The organism is Candidatus Pelagibacter ubique HIMB140, from assembly GCF_025558165.1.
GTDB classification, from domain to species: Bacteria; Pseudomonadota; Alphaproteobacteria; order Pelagibacterales; family Pelagibacteraceae; genus Pelagibacter; species Pelagibacter ubique_T.
This window is the reverse complement of sequence record NZ_LAMZ01000001.1, coordinates 631,223-650,726: the sequence shown is the minus strand read 5'-3', so window position 1 is coordinate 650,726 and position 19,504 is coordinate 631,223. Positions and strand designations below refer to the sequence as shown.

Here is a 19,504-nt window from a genome sequence, read left to right as displayed (position 1 = left end):
AAATTATGAACTTAAAAAATCAAAAAGAAAAAGGATTTGTTTTAGTTTTTGTTATCGCTGTCGTTTCTGCTTTATCAATAATGACAGGAGCAATGTTTTTCTATTATGACAATGATTTAAAAAGTGTTTCAAGAAATTCAGTTATGCAACAAGTAAATTTAGCAGCTGAGACTGGTTTACAAGAGGGTCAAAAATGGATTTCAGATCAACTTAATTCAAATAGTTTCTCTTTAGTCGATATAAAAAACTCTCTTCATGTAGATAATTCCGACAATAAATGTCTGAATAGACATGGATACACCAATTCAAGTAAAGATATTTTTTATGCAAAAAGAATTACGTCAGACTTAGGTAATGATGACAAAAAATTTGAGGATATGTCCTATGAAGTTTTTGTTATGAGACATTCAGATGTAATTAGATCAATCTATTTTTCTGAACAGGGCTCAAAAGCAAATACTGAAAGAGATACGACCTATACTGATAGATCGTTTGCATTAGTTGAAAAATTTAAGGATTTTCCAACTGATCAGTTCACAATTGAAATGTGGATCAAAAATAAACAGACAGGATCTGAATATAATATGCACGCCTTTGAGTGGGGTAGAGAGTGGGATTTGGTCTTTAAAGTTTTGGATGATGATTGGTCACCTAGATTAGGAGAAGTAGTTTTAGCAGGCGAAGGAAATACTGTAGGTACCCCTGTTAAAGATAAATGGGCACACATTGCCTGGGTTTGGGATGGAGGAACGCCTGGCTCGACTGATACTGGAAATGTAAGAATTTACCAAAATGGAACACTGGTTGGAACTTATAATGCAGATATTGGTGCTAGAGCAAAATCTGGATACACAAATCAACCTGAAACACTTCCTGAAGGAGACCATTGGCCACTCGCAATTGGTGAAGGTCTTCATGGTTTTTCTCCCAATAGTTATTTAACTGGAGATGTAAAAATCCAAAGTGTCCCTTGGAAGGGAAATATTTCTGAAATGAGAATATGGAATATTTCTAGAACAGGTACTGATATTGCAAATAATAATAGAAGAAGATTATCAGGTTCAGAACCTGGCCTTGTTTCATATTATAAATTTAATGAAGGTTCTGGTAACACCGCAAAAGACTCTAATACTTCTAGAGGAGCGGATAGAAAAAATGATGCAACAATTTATGGAATTGGAACTAAAGGAACTAAATGGGAGACGGCAAAAGAGGATTATGAAGATCCAGATGATAATAAAATCGAAGTAGATCATGATACAACTCCTGTTTATAATATTCCTCCAGGTGAAGATTTAGTTTATTACAAAATTTTGTCATGTGGAAAAGGTCCACAAAACCAAATAGTGCCTTTGGAATTAATTGTGAGTGCTCCAGTTCAAAAAGGTGACGTTGGAGATGGAAAAATAGCATTAACTTCAGAAGATTTAAATGACCTTACAGGTCAAGAGGGCACTCCATTGATCACACCTTTAAATACTTATGTTGGTCAATTAGGTACTGATGGAGACATTAATATTCAAACTAAAGATAACACTAATACCAATTTCTATGTCTACAAAAGAGCGATGGAGCAATGCAATAACACAACTACTTTTACAGATTTTAGTGCTTCTTCATCTTACAACGAGGGTGATTGTGTAGAGTATGACGATAAACTTTATTATTTAGAAAAAGATGACGGAAAAAGTGCAAATGCTGATTTTGAAGAAGATGATTGGTCAGAAGTTTTAGGTAGTGGATGTGATGGAGTTCAATTTAAATCTTCATCAGGGGATAATAGCTACGGTCACTATTACAAATATTTTTCAACAGCACCAAACATTTCAAGCGATCTTGGATACAACGGCGACTCTATTGATTGGTGGGAAGCAAAGAGAAGGGCAGAACAATCAACATGCGGTGGTATGAGAGGATATCTGGTTTCAATTGAAAGTGCAGCTGAAAATGAATTTATTAAAGATGCTGTTATGTGCGATAACAGTACAGATTCAGGATGCACGGATGTAACTCCTTTTCATGTAGCCGCCGGAGAAACTAGAGCTGTATATTATGGAGCAAGATTAGACGGTTCTGATGACGAGCATTATTTATGGCTTTCTAATTCAGATTGGCGAGACCCAACACTTGGTGCTACCAACATGCAATCCGAGTCTGGACCATTAATGGGAATGAGTGTTTCTTATACCAATTGGCAAACAAACGAACCCAATAATGCAGCTGAACCTTATGCCGATATGGAAATAAATAGGGACAGCAGAACTGATGGTGGATGGAATGATTTAAGAAGAATTCCAAATTGTAATTCTGGAGGATTAGACTGTATTACAGGTTACGTGGTTGAATATGGTGGATATGATCATTTTAGCTTAGAGCATGATATTAACCAAGATGGTGACACAGATGATACTGATGAAGTAAATTATAGTGATACAAACTTTTGTATGGCACGAGTTACTATAGAGGCGGATACTTATGTTGCAGCTATAGATGGAAATAATGATGGTGATTTAAATGATCTTGATCTTGATGATAATCCTGATGTTTATGAGGATATATTGCAAATTGATACAAGTGCAGAAGATTATCCTTCAGCAATTACTGCAGATAACACTTCTGCATCAGATAATAATACATCAGATGATTACTTAGGTTGGAATGCTTATACTGGAGTATTAACTTTAGTCCATTCTGGAAAACCAGATAATTGGAGTCCTGCAACTTCATATAATGCAAATGATTTTGTTTGGTATAATAACAGAGTTTGGAAAAATACATCTGGTTCAACAATTACAGGTGGATCTTCATTAGACATAAGCGAAACACCTACAAATTTTAATCCTCAAGTTTGGACATTGTATTCAGGAAACGAGTCTGATGCACCGTGTGATGACATTGATGTATGGGAACAAGCGTTTGAGTCTGTCAAATATTACAATACATTAGAACCTGATGCAGAGGATGGTGACAATCCTTATGCGGTTGAAGGAACAGATGGTACAGATGGAACTGATCCAGATGCAGATGATGTTACAACTCCTTCACTAGGCGAAAGAACAATTTTATTCTCACTTGGCCCTCTTCATGTAAATGAACATCGTGATGGTTATAACCATTTTTATGAATTTTATGAATTTCCAAGAAGAGCAAGTTCAAATGCAAATAATGATATCTTCAATGATAAAAATAGAAGAATGAACGAAGGCTTCTCACTTGCAAGACAACTAGATTACTTTGGAAAAAGTGGTTATCTAGCAACTATAACAAGTGAAGAAGAAAACGATATTGTAACAGATAAAGCAGTTGGAAATGGATGGATGGGAGGAATTTCATCCTCAGATGATCAAAATTCAAATGCTGATTTAAATAAGTGTGGTGGTTTTAGACAAAGAGATAATAGAGCTGAAGCTACTGCAGATTTTAGAGCTTTAAGAGATTTTGAGAACATCACAATGTATAGAGGAGGTCAATCTTACGGCTCTTCGGTTAACTATTTGAGAAATATTGTTGAAAAATACAGAGGCACAGTTTCTGCAATAACAATTTCATCAATATCTAAAGCAAATCCTGCTGTTATTACTACAAGTTCAAATCATGGATTGGTACATGACGATATTATAAAAATTGCAGATATCAGCTCCTCCAATCAAATGAATGTAGATGGGATGACTCAACTTGGTACAGGATTTTACAGGGTTAGAGTTGTCTCAAATACCACTTTTAATCTTGTAGATCTTGATACTAGAGAAAATATAAATTCTACCTCATTTTCAAATTACACAGCAAGCACAGCACAGTTATGGGAGTTAGAAGGTATTCAAAATGAATTTTACAGAAAAGAAACCGCAACAATTTCTAGTTCAAATAACAATCCTCAGTCTCAATCAGGTATAGAACTATTTTACAAAGATCCTAAAATTGCTTTAGAAACTAACGCTGCAATAACTGGAAATAGAACTAGAACTTTCTTTAATGCAAGTTTAAGCAATGTGGATGACTCAGTAGATAATGATGAGTGTCCTTTTTGGAGATGGGTAACAGGACCAGAAGGAATGTTGTGGAATGCTAGAGGTTTAGCATTTGCTCCAAACAGAACTGCAAGTGAAGATCCATCTGCAAACCAAGAAGAGATTACTTTACCAAAATCTGGGCAACCTAATCGTGGTGAACCAGATTGGACAAGAGCAAACCCATCGGGCCAGCAAATTGGTGAAGTATTTGTTGATGGAATGCCTTTTAGAAATTGGAGTGGCGAAGATGAGCCAAATAACGTTGCAGGAACAGAACATGGTGTACACATGTTAGGAACTCACTTTTCAGAGAGTCAGCAGCTAACTTGGAATGATTTGCATAATTGGAATAATGGTCCAGACGATTCTTATTCTGATTACTCAATAAGAGGAATTATTGTTGAATATGGTGGAATGGAAAATGATGAAGACCCAATTATAAGAATAGCTACTAAAAGAGTAATTAAACTTTATGATAGAAGGGTATCAAAAGCTATCGTTAAGATAAAAACTGGTTCTCAAAGTGGTGATAAATTAGTAGCTGGAACAAATGAGCTTAGTGCTTTAGGTTTATCAGCCACAAACAATGAGACAGCTACTGTCACATTAACAGGAGATGCTACTTGTAAAAATTATTTAGATTTAATTAAGTCAATGTATTTTGAACACAATGCATCAACAGCAGGAACTAGAGAAATAGAAGTATTAATTGGGGATGTTAAAAAACCAACCAATGCAGAACATTACTATCAATTGAATATTAAGGAACTAAATTACAATCAAGCTAATTTTCAGGCAACTTATGCAAACTTATGTGGAATTCAAGGTTATTTAGCAAATGTTACAACAACAGCAGATTTGGATGCCCTAAAAGAACTTGGTGTTTCTAATAATAAAGAGGCTTGGGTCAATGGTACTGATGAATGTCAGGGTGGTTTATACAGGTCTGGTTTTTGGAGATATACTTCTGGTCCATGGAAAGATAAAGAGTTTTGGCGCGTAAGGATAAACACATCTTTAACCGATGATGATCTTGAAAACGAAGCTAGTTGTAATCAGACAACATTGCGTTCCTCAGAGTCGAGTGTACGTGTTGGACCATTCGCTACAGCAAACTGGATGAGCTCTCATCCTGCAGCTGATGATAATGATTATTTAACATTCAAGCAGACCACTTCCTCATCAACAACAAAAATTATGACACGAGAAGGTGCTGCTAGTTCGGATGTTGAGGGATATATTGTTCGATTTGGAGGTAGTGTTGGAGATTACACAGGGGCAGTTATTGAAGAGGATGATAACAATATAGCTGTAGTATTAGGCCCAGTTAGAGCAGAAGTATCGTTTTATAATGATGGCAGTGAAAATAGTATTTTTATAAGTGATGAAGATACAGTTAAAATTAATACAACGGGAGATAATGCACTAACATCTGGCTGGTCAAGATCAGCTACATTTATTGGGTCTTCTAATTCTCCTTTAAAGATAACACCACCAGCAAATACTGTTCCTACTATTGAAGAATGGAGAGATGAGCTAGAAAAAGTATACTATCAAAATACAGACACTAGTGATTTCACTCCAGGTAATAGAAGAATAAAAGTTAAGCTCGTTTATGGAGATACAACTTTAAATCAAGAAGTTGGAATTGTTAAAGCAATTGGTAGCAGAAACGCTGTAACTGTTACACCTATATCTTGGAATAATAGATAGTTTTAATTTCTTGATGGCATAATTCCAGTTCTTTGGCCATCTATAGTATTTTCTGTATCAGTTGCTGCATCATTATAATCAGAAACATTTAAAGCAATTGTTGCAACTGAACCAGTTGATGGATTAGGAGATCCATTCATTTGAACATTAAAGAAATCAGTTGCGGCATCAGCATAATAACTTCCAGCAGCTGAAGTAAAGTCTGATGGATCAAAACCAGCATCACCTGATTTAGTAGTTGTAGCAGTTGTACCGTTTGAATTATTTATACTAAAAATTCCGTTATTAGTTCCCCACATGGATGTAGATGCAGATCCACTAGAATAATCAGTTGTAAAAGAATAGCTAAAATCTACATTAGCATTTCCATCTAAAGACAATGTTCCTGAATAAGTATTATTAATTGTTTGAGATGCAAAGTTAACCGTTGTTACACCACTAAACGTTCCAGAACCAGTTCCTTTAGTTGCTGCCATGTTAATGTTGTTACCTGTATAAGTGTAAGTTCCAGAAGTTATACCTTGAAAATCTCCATAATTAGTTTCTCCTAAATTGGTACCACCATAACGTAAAATATATGCTAGACCGTCTCCACCTTCAGCATTTGCCATTGCAATTTGATTTTCTGCTGACTCGTTTTCAAATTCAGCTTGACCTTCTTCACCAATAATATCTACAACATCAACACCGAGTACTTCTGCTATTTGATCGAAAGTTAATCCTCCATCACTTAAATTCAAAGCAGTGGTTACTATTTCGCCTATTATTTCATTTCCGCTTATTTGTTGATCATCAAACAAACCTTCTTTAATTGCACTCTCTACTTCTTGAACATCAAGATTTGCTTTAACGTCTAAAAAATTTTGGAATTGTTGTAATTGCTCTTGTGTAATTTCAACTGGAGGAGTTGGAATTTGGTTTAAAGACAATTGTGTGAATGAAAAAGGTGTATCTAATAATACACTCCCAAGTTCATTTGCAACTTCTACCGCACCTGGTCGTAATCCTAAGGTATTATCCTCTCCTGGACCAATCAGCAATACTTGGGCATTATCTTCTTCATCTATAATTGTTTGAAACTCTGTACCTCTTGAACCTATTGTTCCTGCTGCAGTTTTAACTTCTAATTTTTCAGGGTTCTTTTGGTTAATTAATCCACTTAAAACTTTTACACTTCCCTCATTAAGTGTTGCTAAAAAACTGCCGTCTAATGTACTTGGATCAAAAACAAATTCATCTATTGTTATTGATGTTTTTTCTCCGATTGTAAGAACGGTCTCGTCTAAAAAGATTATTTGAGATTTAGATTTTCCATCAGAAATAATTTCGTCTCCAAAGAAAATTTTATCTCCGGCTTTTAAAATTTCTCCTTTTTGATTGGTAATTTTTCCAATCGATAATGTAATTGCACCTACAATTTTCTCATCAGCAACTGAATGGCTGATAAAAATTAGGGTTAAAATTAGAGCCAATATTTTCTTCAAAACATCATCCTTTTTGTTAATCCAAATTTAATTATTTCCTTATCGTAGTCGTAGTTAAGGATATTTGAGCTCGACTCTATATCAGAATAAGAAAGATTGTAAAAAACATTCTTTATATACCTATTCTTTATTAGTTCTTCTAAATTTCCAGAAAGTGTAACACTATTTGTTACAATCTCATCATCTCTGACTGTATCGCTTTTTACGAAAGTGTCAGATTTATCATATTTATTTGAGTTATTTGAATGTGAAATTGTATAATTTAAAAATCCAATTTTTCCCGAATTTGAAATAGTATAAAAGTTATTTTCATATCCATAAGAGTCTAGCTTAGCGTTATACTGATTTGTACCTAATTTAAATTTTATATTATTGGTATTGCTCAAAAAATATTCATAACCCGCTGCAAGTCCATAATAAGTATTGTTTTTATTATCTGCTGAACTAAAAGTAGTATCTGTTCTATAATCTGTAATACCCATATTTGAAGATACTAATAGATTTTGATTTGGTTTAGTTAGATATCTGTTTTCAAGAGTAACATTATAAATTACATTTTCAGCATCATTAACAAAATTATTGTTATTCATTGAAAAGAAAGCGGACGTATAATTTTTATTGAATTGTTTATTGTAATTAACAAACAAAGAATCTAGATCATTTTCTTTATTCTTGTCTCTATTTTGTCTAGTTACGTTTTTACCTAAACTTAAACTTAAATTAGAAGTATCAGATAGTTTTTTAAAAGCACCTGTTCTTATAAAGATGTCACTATAAGAATCATCGTAAATAGTATCAGCAGCGTAATTACTTAAACTATCACTGATATATAATGTTTTTGAATTTGAAACAGTATTAACATTATTTTCTTCGGCAAGATTAACACCAAAATCTATATATCTAATCCAGTCGTTTTCATCTCTTGGTTTTTTCTGATTTTCTAAAGTTTGAGTTAGTGAGTTAAGTTGCTCTCTGATATCAGCTGTTAATTTTTCACTCTGTTTTATTTCATCAATAATTGCTTTTGTTCTTTCTTTAGAATCTATTTTTAACGATATTGACAACAAATATAATTTTAAATCTAAATTTTCTGAGTATAGATCTGATAGTCTTTCTAAAGTTGCAATAACAGTTTTATAATTTCCTAAACTTTCTTGTTCTTTTGCAAATCTTAAATTTAATTCAAGATCTGTTGGATTATTAAGAATTTCAGAATATTTTATTCCTTTGGAACTATCATTTGATATTTGTAAAGTTTCTTTCTCAGATTTATTTTCTGAAACAATTAATTCATTTATTTTATTTGCAATATAACTTGGAACGTTTTCAAATTCTCTTAACTCATTTAATATTTTTTTTAACCCTGTCTCATTTTGAGTTTTTTCATAAAGATAAAATAGTTTTATTTTAATCTCTAAATTTTCTGGGTAAACTTTCTTTAAAACTTCGAGCGCATAAATTGCTTCATTAACTTTGTTATCTTTTTCTTGCTCTACAAATAAAAATGCTTGTTCAAGATCTTCTGGTTTATTTAAAACTTCACTTAAAACTAAATTTGCATGAACCTTAGTGATTGAAATAGATATAATAAAAAGAAAGATCAGTATTCTCATAACAATTCTTAAAATCCAGAAATGATCAGACAGGTGATATCGTCTCTTAAAGGCTCTTTTCTTTTGGTTAAAATATTGCTTAAATGCTCAATAATTGCTACTGGCGACTTAAATTTGTTATCAATAATTTCCTTTTCTACACCTTTTGCCTCTAATTCTTGATTATTCTCTAAGTATCCCTCTGTAACACCATCTGTATAGATAACTAAATTTTTATTTACTAAGCTTATTTCGTTTGTCTGAAAGAAATCATCGTTATCCATAGCCATAATTCCAAGCGGAGGTAGTGTAGATTTATAATATTCAAAATTAAAATTTTCGTCATAAACCATAATTGGTTCATGCCCAAGATTGATGTATTCTATTTTTTTTTCTTTAATATTATATTTTCCTACAACTGCAGTTATAAACATTCCTTGATAAGATGAGTCTGCAACTTGATTATTAATGTATCTTGCAATTGTAGATACTTCTTTATTAAGTTTTGCCATCGATCTAAAAACAGCTGCAGCATTTGCCATCAGTATTCCAGCCTTAACTCCTTTGCCAGAAACATCTGCTAATGTGAAATAAAATTCATCCTCAGATATTTTTATGTAATCATAGTAATCACCAGAAACATCTCGCGCAGGAACATTCTTTGCATAAAGAATATTTTTTTGTTCAAATTCTTTCGGAAATAATTTTTTTTGTACCTCACCAGCAATTTCTCTTTCTTTCTTTAAAACTATTTGTTTTTTTTCATTTTCAATAGCTATTTCATTTTCTTGGAGATATCTAAAATACAGAGTAACTAAAAATAGAAATGCAGAGCCTAAAGTAGTGTAAAATACATCTATAAAATAATTAAATTGGTAAAAGACTAAGCTAGAAGTTATTAGAAATACACATAAGCCTACAAAAAAAACTATACTTAGTTTTGGATTCACTTTTTTTGGAATTATTAATACTAAGATTAAAGAAATTAATAATATAATTATTTCAATAATGTCTGTTTTTAAGTTTTTAATTATAAAGTCGTTATTTATAATATTTTCAATTGCATGAGCATGTGTTTCAACTCCAGGGATAACTTTTCCACTAGGTATTTTAACAAAATCAAATAAACCTTGTGCTGAGCTTCCAATTAAAATTATTTTATCTTTAATTATATTTTTACTAATTTTGTCATTTAAAATATCGATAGCTGAAATGTATTTATCTTTATCAAATTTTTTATAGTTGATATGCACTATTGCGTTTGGATCTGTATTGAAACTATAGTTCTTGGTTCTAATTGTTTTTATTCCACTTTCTGATGATTGAATTAAAATACTTTTATTTTTATGTAACAATCTTAATGTTTCTAAACTTAGTGATGGCCAGATATCTCCATCGATTTTAAGTAAAATTGGTAATGACCGCAAGACACCATCCTGATTATCAAGATATGAAATGTTACCTATACCTTTTGCTGCATTATTTATAACTTCAAGTGAAGTGATTTTATTTTTAAAATTATATAAGTAGTTTTCTGCATCACCTCCTCTTGATATAAAGTTTGTTTTTGGTTTAGAATTATTCATTTTATCAAAAACAGAAATGTCTCCTAAAACTGGCAGTATTACATTTGAATTTTGAATTGCAGTAATTAGGGATTGGTCAGAGTCTAATACTCCTTCATTAGAAATATTAAGTTCTCCTAATATTTTGCTAGGATTTTGTTTGTCTTCTTCACTAAAAAAAATATCGAATGAAATTACTGATGCTTCCAAATTCTCTAATTTGTCAACAAGGTTGGCAAAAACGTCTCTTCTCCAGGGAAATTGGCCTATTTCACCTATACTTTTCTCGTCAATATCAACGATTAAAACATCATTAAACTCGCTATTTTCCTCAAAAATAGACTGGTAAATATCATATGAGATATTCTCTATTCGTTTAACAAAATTACTATCCTGGATTTTAATTAGCACTAACAGCGCTAGAAAAATAAGCCCAAGGTATTTTTTTAAATTTTTCACAAATTTTTAATTTTTTTGTTTTTCAAATTCAGTAAGCGCATCTTCAAAACCTTGTAATGAAGATTTAATTAAAAATGGCTTTTCTCTAAATCCATCAACTAAAATTTCAAAGTAGATTGATTTTTTCATTGCTTCTTTAATTTGTTTAAAAAGACTCTCTATCGCAGGATCGGTAGTATCATTTGAAATTGATATTATACATCCAACAACTTCACATTTTATGAAAGGTAAATTAACAGCAGTTCCTTTATGAAAATTTATTGATGCAGGTCTTTGAACATTAACACCTAATGGAGTGATTATATTAATTAATTCTTTTAACTCATTTTTATTATTTAAAAATTCAGAATACACTACTGTAAATTGTAGATTTAAATTTTTAACTTGTAAAAATTGTACAATTTCACATTTTTGTTTCTTGTTTTCAGTAACACATCGCAAAGTCCAATCTCTAAACTGTTTTGTAGTAACAGTTGGTACTTTTTCTTCACTTTGCTCTGCATGAGTAAAATTTAAATTAAATACGAATATAAATATAAAAGTTAGTAATAATCTCATATTTTAATCTCCAGTCGTTATAACCATAAAGCATTTTTTAAAGCTTCATTGGTTGTATTAATATTTTTTTTATTATTTTTATTTTGAATAAATAAAATATCTCTATTCATTTGAGGTTTATTTATTCTAGTGAATAAAAGTTTATGATCAATTGCTACACTTTCAGGAATTATTGCGACCCCTAAACCACTTTTAATACAAGAGGCTGCTGTTGTATCACTATCAGTAAAAACAACATCTCTATCATTATTTTCTTGCTTTCTTTTTTTAATATTTTTTTGGATTTCTTTAAAGTCTGGGAAGGAACCTTTATTCTTTAAATAATCATAGTAAAAAAATTCACAAGTATTTCTAAAGATATAATTTTTTTCTTTTCGAACCATATCAATACTGACTTCTTTAATATCTTGAAATTGGTGTCCCTTATAAAAGGCAACACAAAACGGATCTTCATATAAATTGACTTTATCAATATTATCATTTGAAAATTTGATACAACTTATTGCAAAATCAATTTTATTTTTTTCAACTAGATTAATCATTTCAAAACTATCACTCTCAATAACTTTTATTCTTACTTTAGGATTATTTTTTTTAATTAACCAAAGTATATTTTGTTTATGGGAATAGGTAAGAGTACTTGGAATACCAAAAGTAATTTGATCATTATTTTTACTGTCATCATCAAATTCTATAGATTTTATATTTTCTATAACTTTATCATTGAACGCCAAAATTGATTTGGCATTCATGTAAAAAATTTCACCTTCTTTGGTTAAAGTGACTCCTTTTTTTGTTCTGATAAATAATTTTTTACCCAAACTGTTTTCAATAATTTGTACAGATCTTGTAATTGAAGGTTGAGCAACATTTAAACTCGAACTTGCAGATAATATACTTCCAGTATCTGCAACAGTTATAAAATACTTTAAAAACTTAGGGTTTAAGAACTCTTGATTACTCATAATCGCATTTATAGAATTTTTTTATATTTAATCAAATTGTATATATAACTAATATTATATATCATTGGTTGTATTCAAATAACTCAAAAGGATCAATACATTACAACAATTATATGTTGAGGGAATTTAATAAAAATATTCAATTTGCAAAAAAATTTTTTTTATTTTTTTTCTTAATTATATTTTTTCTTATTAAACAATCTCTTGCTGACACAGTTACTATTTCTAAAGATGATACAGTTAATAGTGATCTTGATACAGATACTTTTGGTGTAGGGGAAAGAACTTACAATGTCTTAAATGGATTTACATTTACAATTAATGGTTCTCTTAGTGGAGGAGTTGACCTTACAAAAGCTGGAGCAGGTGTAATAGAGCTTAATGGAGATAATAGCGGTCATAGTGCAGACTGGGTTTTATCTGCAGGTACAATGGAAGTAGGTAGTGATAATGCTTTTGGTGGAAACATTATTTATATAGATGGTGGGACATTAAGCTCTAATAATACATCTGCAAGAGAAGTAAGTGATAACATTGTAATTAGAGCAAATACTACTTTAGGTAACTCGACAAACAATGGAACATTAACTTTATCAGGCCCAGTTTCAATCATAAATGATAAATGGACCATAACCTCTGAAAGTAATAATACAATTTCAGGAAGTTTAAATTTAGGTTCACAAAATCAAACATTTAATACTGCTACTGGTGTAACTTCGACTATTTCAGGAAATATAAGTAGTGGAGCTCTAAGTAAATCTGGAGATGGAGTTTTAGTTTTAAGTGGTACAAATTCACACTCTTCTTCAACTGTAAAAGGTGGAACTTTAACTGTCTCAGGTTCGTTAAGTGATAGTAGTTACGTTCAAGTAGATAGTGGTGCAACTTACGATGTAAACTCAAGTGATACAATTAGTTATTTTAGTGGTGCAGGAACTGTTGATATAGCTAGTTCTACAACATTAACTACCAATTCTTCTTTGAACTCCTCTTTCAGCGGTATAATTCAAGGTTCCGGTGGTCTTACTAAATCAGGAAATGGCATAAGAACATTAAGTGGAAATAATACATATACTGGAGCAACAACTATTAATTCTGGGACTTTTACAGTAACAGGAGCTTTATCTGATAGCACTGCAGTTAGTATCGCTTCAGGTGCAACTTATGATGTGGATTCAACTGATACAATTGCATCAATCGAAGGAGCAGGTAACATTGATATAGCATCTTCACAAACATTAACAGCTGGAGATAGTAATAATAAAACTTTATCAGGTGTTATCTCAGGAGGAGGAAATTTTACTAAAGCAGGATCTGGAACTCTTACATTAAGTGGAACAAATACTTATACAGGAAATACTACAATTTCTGCTGGTATTCTTGATATACAAGGACAATTAGAAAGCGGGAATTATGATGGAGCAATTTCTAACTCTGGTCAATTAAAAATTAATTCATCATCAAATCAAACTTTAGCTGGAATAATTTCAGGTACTGGAACTTTAGCTAAAACTGGTTCAGGAACACTTACACTTACAGGAACAAATACTTATAGTGGCCAAACAACAATTGAAGGCGGAACTGTAGTTGCTTCAAACTCATCTAGTTTAGGAGCAACACCTGGATCTGTTACAAATAACAACATAGTTTTAAATAATGGAACACTTCAAACTACAAACTCTTTTTCAATAGGTTCAAATAAAGGAATTATGGTTGTTGGTAGTGGAGGAACAATTAATACTAATGCATCAACAACATTAACCTATGGTGGTGTAATTAGTCAAACTGGTCCTTTAACAAAGACTGGTGATGGAACCTTAACTTTAAGTGGAGCAAATACATATACAGGTGCAACAACAGTCAGCGCTGGAACATTAAATGTTACAGGAACCTTATCTGACGATACAGCAATTACAGTTTCATCTGGAGCTACTTATGATGTTGATGCTAGCGATACAATTAAATCTATAGATGGAGCTGGAACAATTGATATTGCAAGTGGTCAAACATTAACAGCAGGGGATGCTACAAACAAAACTTTCTCAGGTGTCATTCAAGGATCGGGAGGACTTACAAAAACTGGAACTGGCACATTAACTCTTAGTGGAACAAATACATATACTGGTGATACAACTATTTCCGAAGGAGGTATTACACTTCAAGGTCAGCTTGAAAGTGGAAATTATGATGGTGTAATTGCAAATTCAGGAACTTTAACAGTAGATTCATCATCTAACCAAACTTTAGCAGGTGTGATTTCAGGAACTGGTGCTTTAAATAAATCAGGTAGTGGAACTTTAACTCTTTCAGGTACAAATACCTATTCTGGTTCAACAACTATTACAAATGGAACTATTAGTGTTTCAAGTTCAGCTAATTTAGGAGCAACGCCAGGTAGTGTAGATGGAGATAATATAATTTTTAATGGTGGAACTTTAAGTGCTACAAATGATTTTACTTTAGGTGCGAATAAAGGAATTACGTTAACTGGTAATGGCACAATTGATGTAGCATCATCCAATACAATGACCTTTGATGGTATCATTACAGATTCTGGTAATTTAACTAAATCTGGAAGTGGTACTTTAGTCTTGGGTGGAGCTAATCAGAATGATGGAACAATTACAGTAAATGCAGGTATTCTAGAAATATCAGATCAGTATTCATTAGGGTCATCAAGTGGTGGAACAGTTGTTGCAGATGGTGCAAGTTTAAAAATAACTGATGCAATTACGATTACTAATGAGAGCTTAACATTAAATGGAAGTGGTGTGAGTAATGGTGGCGCTTTACAAGCAGCAAATACTTCTGGAACAATTACATTAACAGGTAGCACTACTACTCTTGGTTCAGATACTACGATAAATATAGATGATGGAAATTTAACATTTGGTGGTCGTATAACTGCTGGAGCCAACAATTATGATTTAACTATTATAGGTGGCGATGGAACAATAAGACCATCAGGTGGATTAGTATTGAATTCTGGAACTTTGACAATGTCAGCAACTGGTACTTTTTTTGCAGAGAACAGTAGTACTTATTCTGGAGGAACTACAGTTACTGCTGGTGCTATTCAGTATGGAAATAATGATGCTTTTGGTACAGGCGCTATCACAATGACTGGAGGTAAATTTTATACGTCAGATGCAAGTGATTTTACAATTGATGAAAATTTAAATTTACAGGGTTCAATAACTTTAGGAAATAGTGGAGATAGCAATACAATTACCTTTTCAGGAACTAATACTCTAACTGGAAATACTACAGCTAGTATTGATAGTGCTGTATCAATGGCAGCAATTGATGATGGATCAAACACTTATAATTTAATTAAATCTGGAAGTGGAACTTTAACTTTAACTGGATCAAATGGTTACGACGGTACTACTACCATCAGTGCTGGAACTTTAACTGTAACAGGAACTCTTGACAACAATACAGCAGTAACGGTTTCAAGTGGCGCTACTTATGATGTTGACGCAAGCGATACTATATCATCATTAGCTGGAGCAGGTACAATTGATATAGCAAGTTCACAAACATTAACTGCTGGAGATAGTAATGATAAAACTTTGTCGGGAGTAATATCAGGTTCTGGAAGTTTAACAAAAGCGGGATCAGGAACTCAAACTTTAAGTGGCACAAATACTTATACAGGCGCCACAACAGTTAGTGCTGGAACTCTAACTGTTACAGGATCATTGTCAGATAGTACTGCTGTTTCTGTTGCTTCTGGTGCGGTATATGACGTAGATGCAAGTGATACGGTAGCTTCGATTAATGGTGCGGGTAACATTGAAATTGCTAGCTCACAAACTTTAACTTTTGGTGATGGAAATAATAAAACTTTATCTGGTGTAATATCAGGCTCTGGTGGATTAACTAAAGCTGGCTCAGGAACTCAAACTTTAAGTGGCAATAACACATTTTCTGGCTCAACAACTATAAATACTGGAACTTTAACTGTTTCAGGAACTTTATCAGATAGTACTGCTGTAACCGTTGCTTCAGGTGCGGTTTATGACGTAGATGCGAGTGATACTATTGCATCTGTAAGTGGTGCTGGAAACATTGAAATCGCGAGCTCTCAAACACTTACGGCTGGAGATAGTAATGATAAAACTTTATCAGGTGTGATAAGCGGTTCAGGTGGTTTTACTAAAGCTGGATCAAGCACTTATACTTTAAGTGGAACAAATACTTATACAGGTAATACAAATATTAATTCAGGAACTTTAACTGTTTCAGGGACTTTATCAGATAGTACCGCTATTTCCGTTGCTTCTGGTGCAGTATATGATGTTGATGCAAGTGACACTGTAGCTTCAATTGAGGGAGCTGGAAATATTGAAATAGCAAGTTCACAAGTTCTAACTGCTGGTGACACAAATAATAAAACTGTTTCTGGTGTAATATCAGGATCTGGTGGATTAACAAAAGCTGGTTCTGGAACTCTTACTTTAAGTGGAACAAATACTTATTCAGGAAATACAACTATTTCAGCTGGTACAATTGATATAAGCGGACAATTAAACAGTGGATCGTACGCTGGTAACATATCAAATTCTGGTACACTAACTTTTAGTTCTTCAAATAATCAAACTTTATCCGGAACATTATCTGGTTCAGGAGATTTAAATAAATCTGGTTCAGGTGATTTAACTTTAACAGGAACAAATACTTTCACCGGAGATACAACATTAACCGCAGGCACTCTATATGTAGGAACAGCAAGTGATGGATCAAATACCATTATTCCAAGAGATATTAGTGTAGAAGGAGGTACATTAAGTGGAGGTGGTGTTATAGGGCGTAATGTTACATTTTCATCTACCGCAGGTACTTTGGCACCAGGAAATAGCATAGGCACTCTTACTATAACTGGTAACTTAACGCTATCTGCAGACGATACTACAAACATAGAATTTAATTCAACAACAGCAGACAAGATAGTAATTAATGGAAATACAGTGCTTGCAGGAACTATTTCTTTATATCCTGAAGATACCACTTACTCAGATGTGACACATACAATTGTAGATGCTTCTGGCGGTGGAACATTTAATGGAACTTTTTCAACAGAGACAATGAACAACGAGAGTAATCTTAATGATGCTACTTGGGATATTGTCTATGATACTTCGGCTAAAACTGTTTCTTTACAAATTACTGAAGCAGCTAGTACATGTAACATAAATTGCACGACAACAGTTTCATCATCAAAAGACATTGCAAAAGTTTTTGATAATGCAACTAGTGGAACATTAAAAGACGTAAAAGATGTTTTGGATAGCGCAACAGTTTCTTCAGTAAATACAGAATTAGATAAATTAAAAGGAACTGTTATTGCAACATCATCTATTCAATCAAATACTAATCATAATTATTTTAATAGAGCTGTTGCTAATACTACGTCTCTTTCAAATACAACCTTTGTAACAAATTTTACTTCAACAGCTAATGAGCTCACTTTAGCATCATTACAAGATCAAGGTTTATATGGAGATAAAAAAAGATACAGTGAATACTATGATTATAGTGATGTATCTGTTTTAGGTTTTATAAAAAATAATAAAAATAAATCATTTTTTGAAAGGTTTGAGTCAGATGATAGTGCTTCATTTTTGAGAACTTTTGGAACAAATACTAAAAGAGACAACATTGGTGAAGGCTACACGGGATATAATTCTGATACGACAGGAATATTATTTGGAGAACAATTTAAAAAAGACGATATAAATTTTGATGGTTACTCAATAGGAATTTCAAAAACAGACACAACTTACAATGATAATTATGGTGATGCAGAAATTTATTCAATGCATGCATCAATGTTTAAGCAAATTGATGATGAAGATTATGCATTTAATTTGTTAGGTAGCGCTTTTGTCTCTAAGACCAACAGCAATAGAAATGTATCAGTATTTGGAACCTCTGTAGATGACAAATATAAATCTGACTTTTATGATGTTGGTTTAAATTTAGAAGCTCAGCATATAGCAAAGTATGATTTTAATGGTTATAAAATATCTCCATCTGCCAAAATAAACTACAGTTATATTTTCAAGGGAGATACAAAAGAAACTGGTGGTGATTTAGCATTATCAGTTGATAATGAAGATCTTTTTATTATCAAACCTGAGGTTGGAATTTCAGTATCAAAAAACTTTTCAGAAAAAAATAATAAATTAAGCCAGTTGGAATTAGCAGCTTTTGTATCTAGAGACTACTTTATCGAAGGAACAGAAAACAAAGCGAGATTTGCATCTGGTTCTACTTTTAATCACGACTTACCAAGAGATAAGGAAGACTATTATTCTTTAGGGGTAGGGTACAATTTTCTTAATAAAGAGAATAACACAAGCCTTATGGCTAATGCATTTTTGTTAGAAAATACAAAAGAAGACATCAGCTCCAATATTTTTTCAATAACATTTAGAAAATTCTTTGGTGAATTTGCAAAAGGAAGAATACCAAGTGTGATCGCAAAAAAAGATATACCTATAAAATCTGATCAAGATCAAAATGATAATGAGAAACAAACTAAAGTTGTTTCAAAAAAAGATCCTCCTATAAAATCTGAGAAAGGTTTGGAGCAGAATAATAAAGTTGTATTGAGTGATAAAGAAATAGGAAAAGATGAAACTATTATCGCAACTTTTCCTGATCAAAATATAAATGAAGATATTAAAGAAGATGTTAAAGATAAAATCAAAAATTTTGAAAAAAATATTGAAATAGTTTTAAAAGAAAATCCAACAAAAGAAGAAGTAGAGGAAATATATATCAGTTTAAACAATGAAATCCTTAAGTCATCTAAAAGAGATCTTACTTTAAACGATGTTTATAATAACTTATTTGCAAATTGTTATGCAATTGAGAAAAATCTAAAAAGATTAGTTAATTACTATAACAAATTACAACTATACCAAATATTGGATAAATGTTCTCAATTAAAAGATCCTAAAATACATTTAATTGCAAACAGATTGCATGATATTCAAATGGATGAAAGATCTGCAATTGAAAGGTTATATTCAAGATATCTTAAAATTTTAAGTTACATTCCAATTGTAACTTTTATAGCATTAATAATTCTTTTCTATGAGATTATTAGAAGATTTGTTGCTTATAGATATAATTCAAGAGTTTAAA

7 protein-coding genes are annotated in these 19,504 nt (G+C 32.0%); 2 read left to right on the top strand and 5 right to left on the bottom strand.

The window, feature by feature from the left end:
• Nucleotides 1-5 precede the first annotated feature (5 nt).
• On the top strand, nucleotides 6-5,723 hold the full coding sequence (locus VP90_RS03540) for a LamG-like jellyroll fold domain-containing protein (RefSeq protein ID WP_262589723.1): 5,718 nt from the start codon (nucleotides 6-8) through the stop codon (nucleotides 5,721-5,723).
• Between the two features lie 2 nt (nucleotides 5,724-5,725).
• On the opposite strand, the gene VP90_RS03535 is transcribed toward VP90_RS03540, so the two are convergent.
• The 5 genes from VP90_RS03535 to VP90_RS03515 are packed head-to-tail and all read right to left on the bottom strand — an operon-like array spanning nucleotide 5,726 to nucleotide 12,346.
• Entirely contained in the window at nucleotides 5,726-7,207 is a 1,482-nt protein-coding gene (locus tag VP90_RS03535) for a FecR family protein (protein ID WP_262589722.1), read from the bottom strand.
• Nucleotides 7,204-8,820, bottom strand: a complete 1,617-nt coding sequence (locus VP90_RS03530) for a porin family protein (RefSeq protein ID WP_262589721.1) — start codon at nucleotides 8,818-8,820, stop codon at nucleotides 7,204-7,206. Before VP90_RS03530 ends, VP90_RS03535 begins: the two co-directional genes overlap by 4 nt.
• Nucleotides 8,821-8,828: 8 nt before the next feature.
• Nucleotides 8,829-10,775 carry a CHASE2 domain-containing protein gene (locus tag VP90_RS03525; protein ID WP_262589720.1) on the bottom strand — a complete coding sequence of 649 codons (1,947 nt, stop codon included), beginning with the start codon at nucleotides 10,773-10,775 and terminating at the stop codon, nucleotides 8,829-8,831.
• Nucleotides 10,776-10,829: 54 nt separating this feature from the next.
• Nucleotides 10,830-11,381 carry an invasion associated locus B family protein gene (locus tag VP90_RS03520; RefSeq protein ID WP_262589719.1) on the bottom strand — a complete coding sequence of 184 codons (552 nt, stop codon included), beginning with the start codon at nucleotides 11,379-11,381 and terminating at the stop codon, nucleotides 10,830-10,832.
• 17 nt (nucleotides 11,382-11,398) lie between these two features.
• The gene (locus tag VP90_RS03515) at nucleotides 11,399-12,346 is read right to left on the bottom strand and encodes a LysR family transcriptional regulator (RefSeq protein ID WP_262589718.1); all 948 of its coding nucleotides are present in this window, start codon (nucleotides 12,344-12,346) and stop codon (nucleotides 11,399-11,401) included.
• Nucleotides 12,347-12,459: 113 nt separating this feature from the next.
• Between VP90_RS03515 and VP90_RS03510 the strand changes: the two genes are divergently transcribed.
• A complete protein-coding gene (locus tag VP90_RS03510; RefSeq protein WP_262589717.1) occupies nucleotides 12,460-19,503 on the top strand; it encodes an autotransporter-associated beta strand repeat-containing protein in 7,044 nt (2,347 codons plus the stop codon).
• Nucleotide 19,504: the final 1 nt, after the last annotated feature.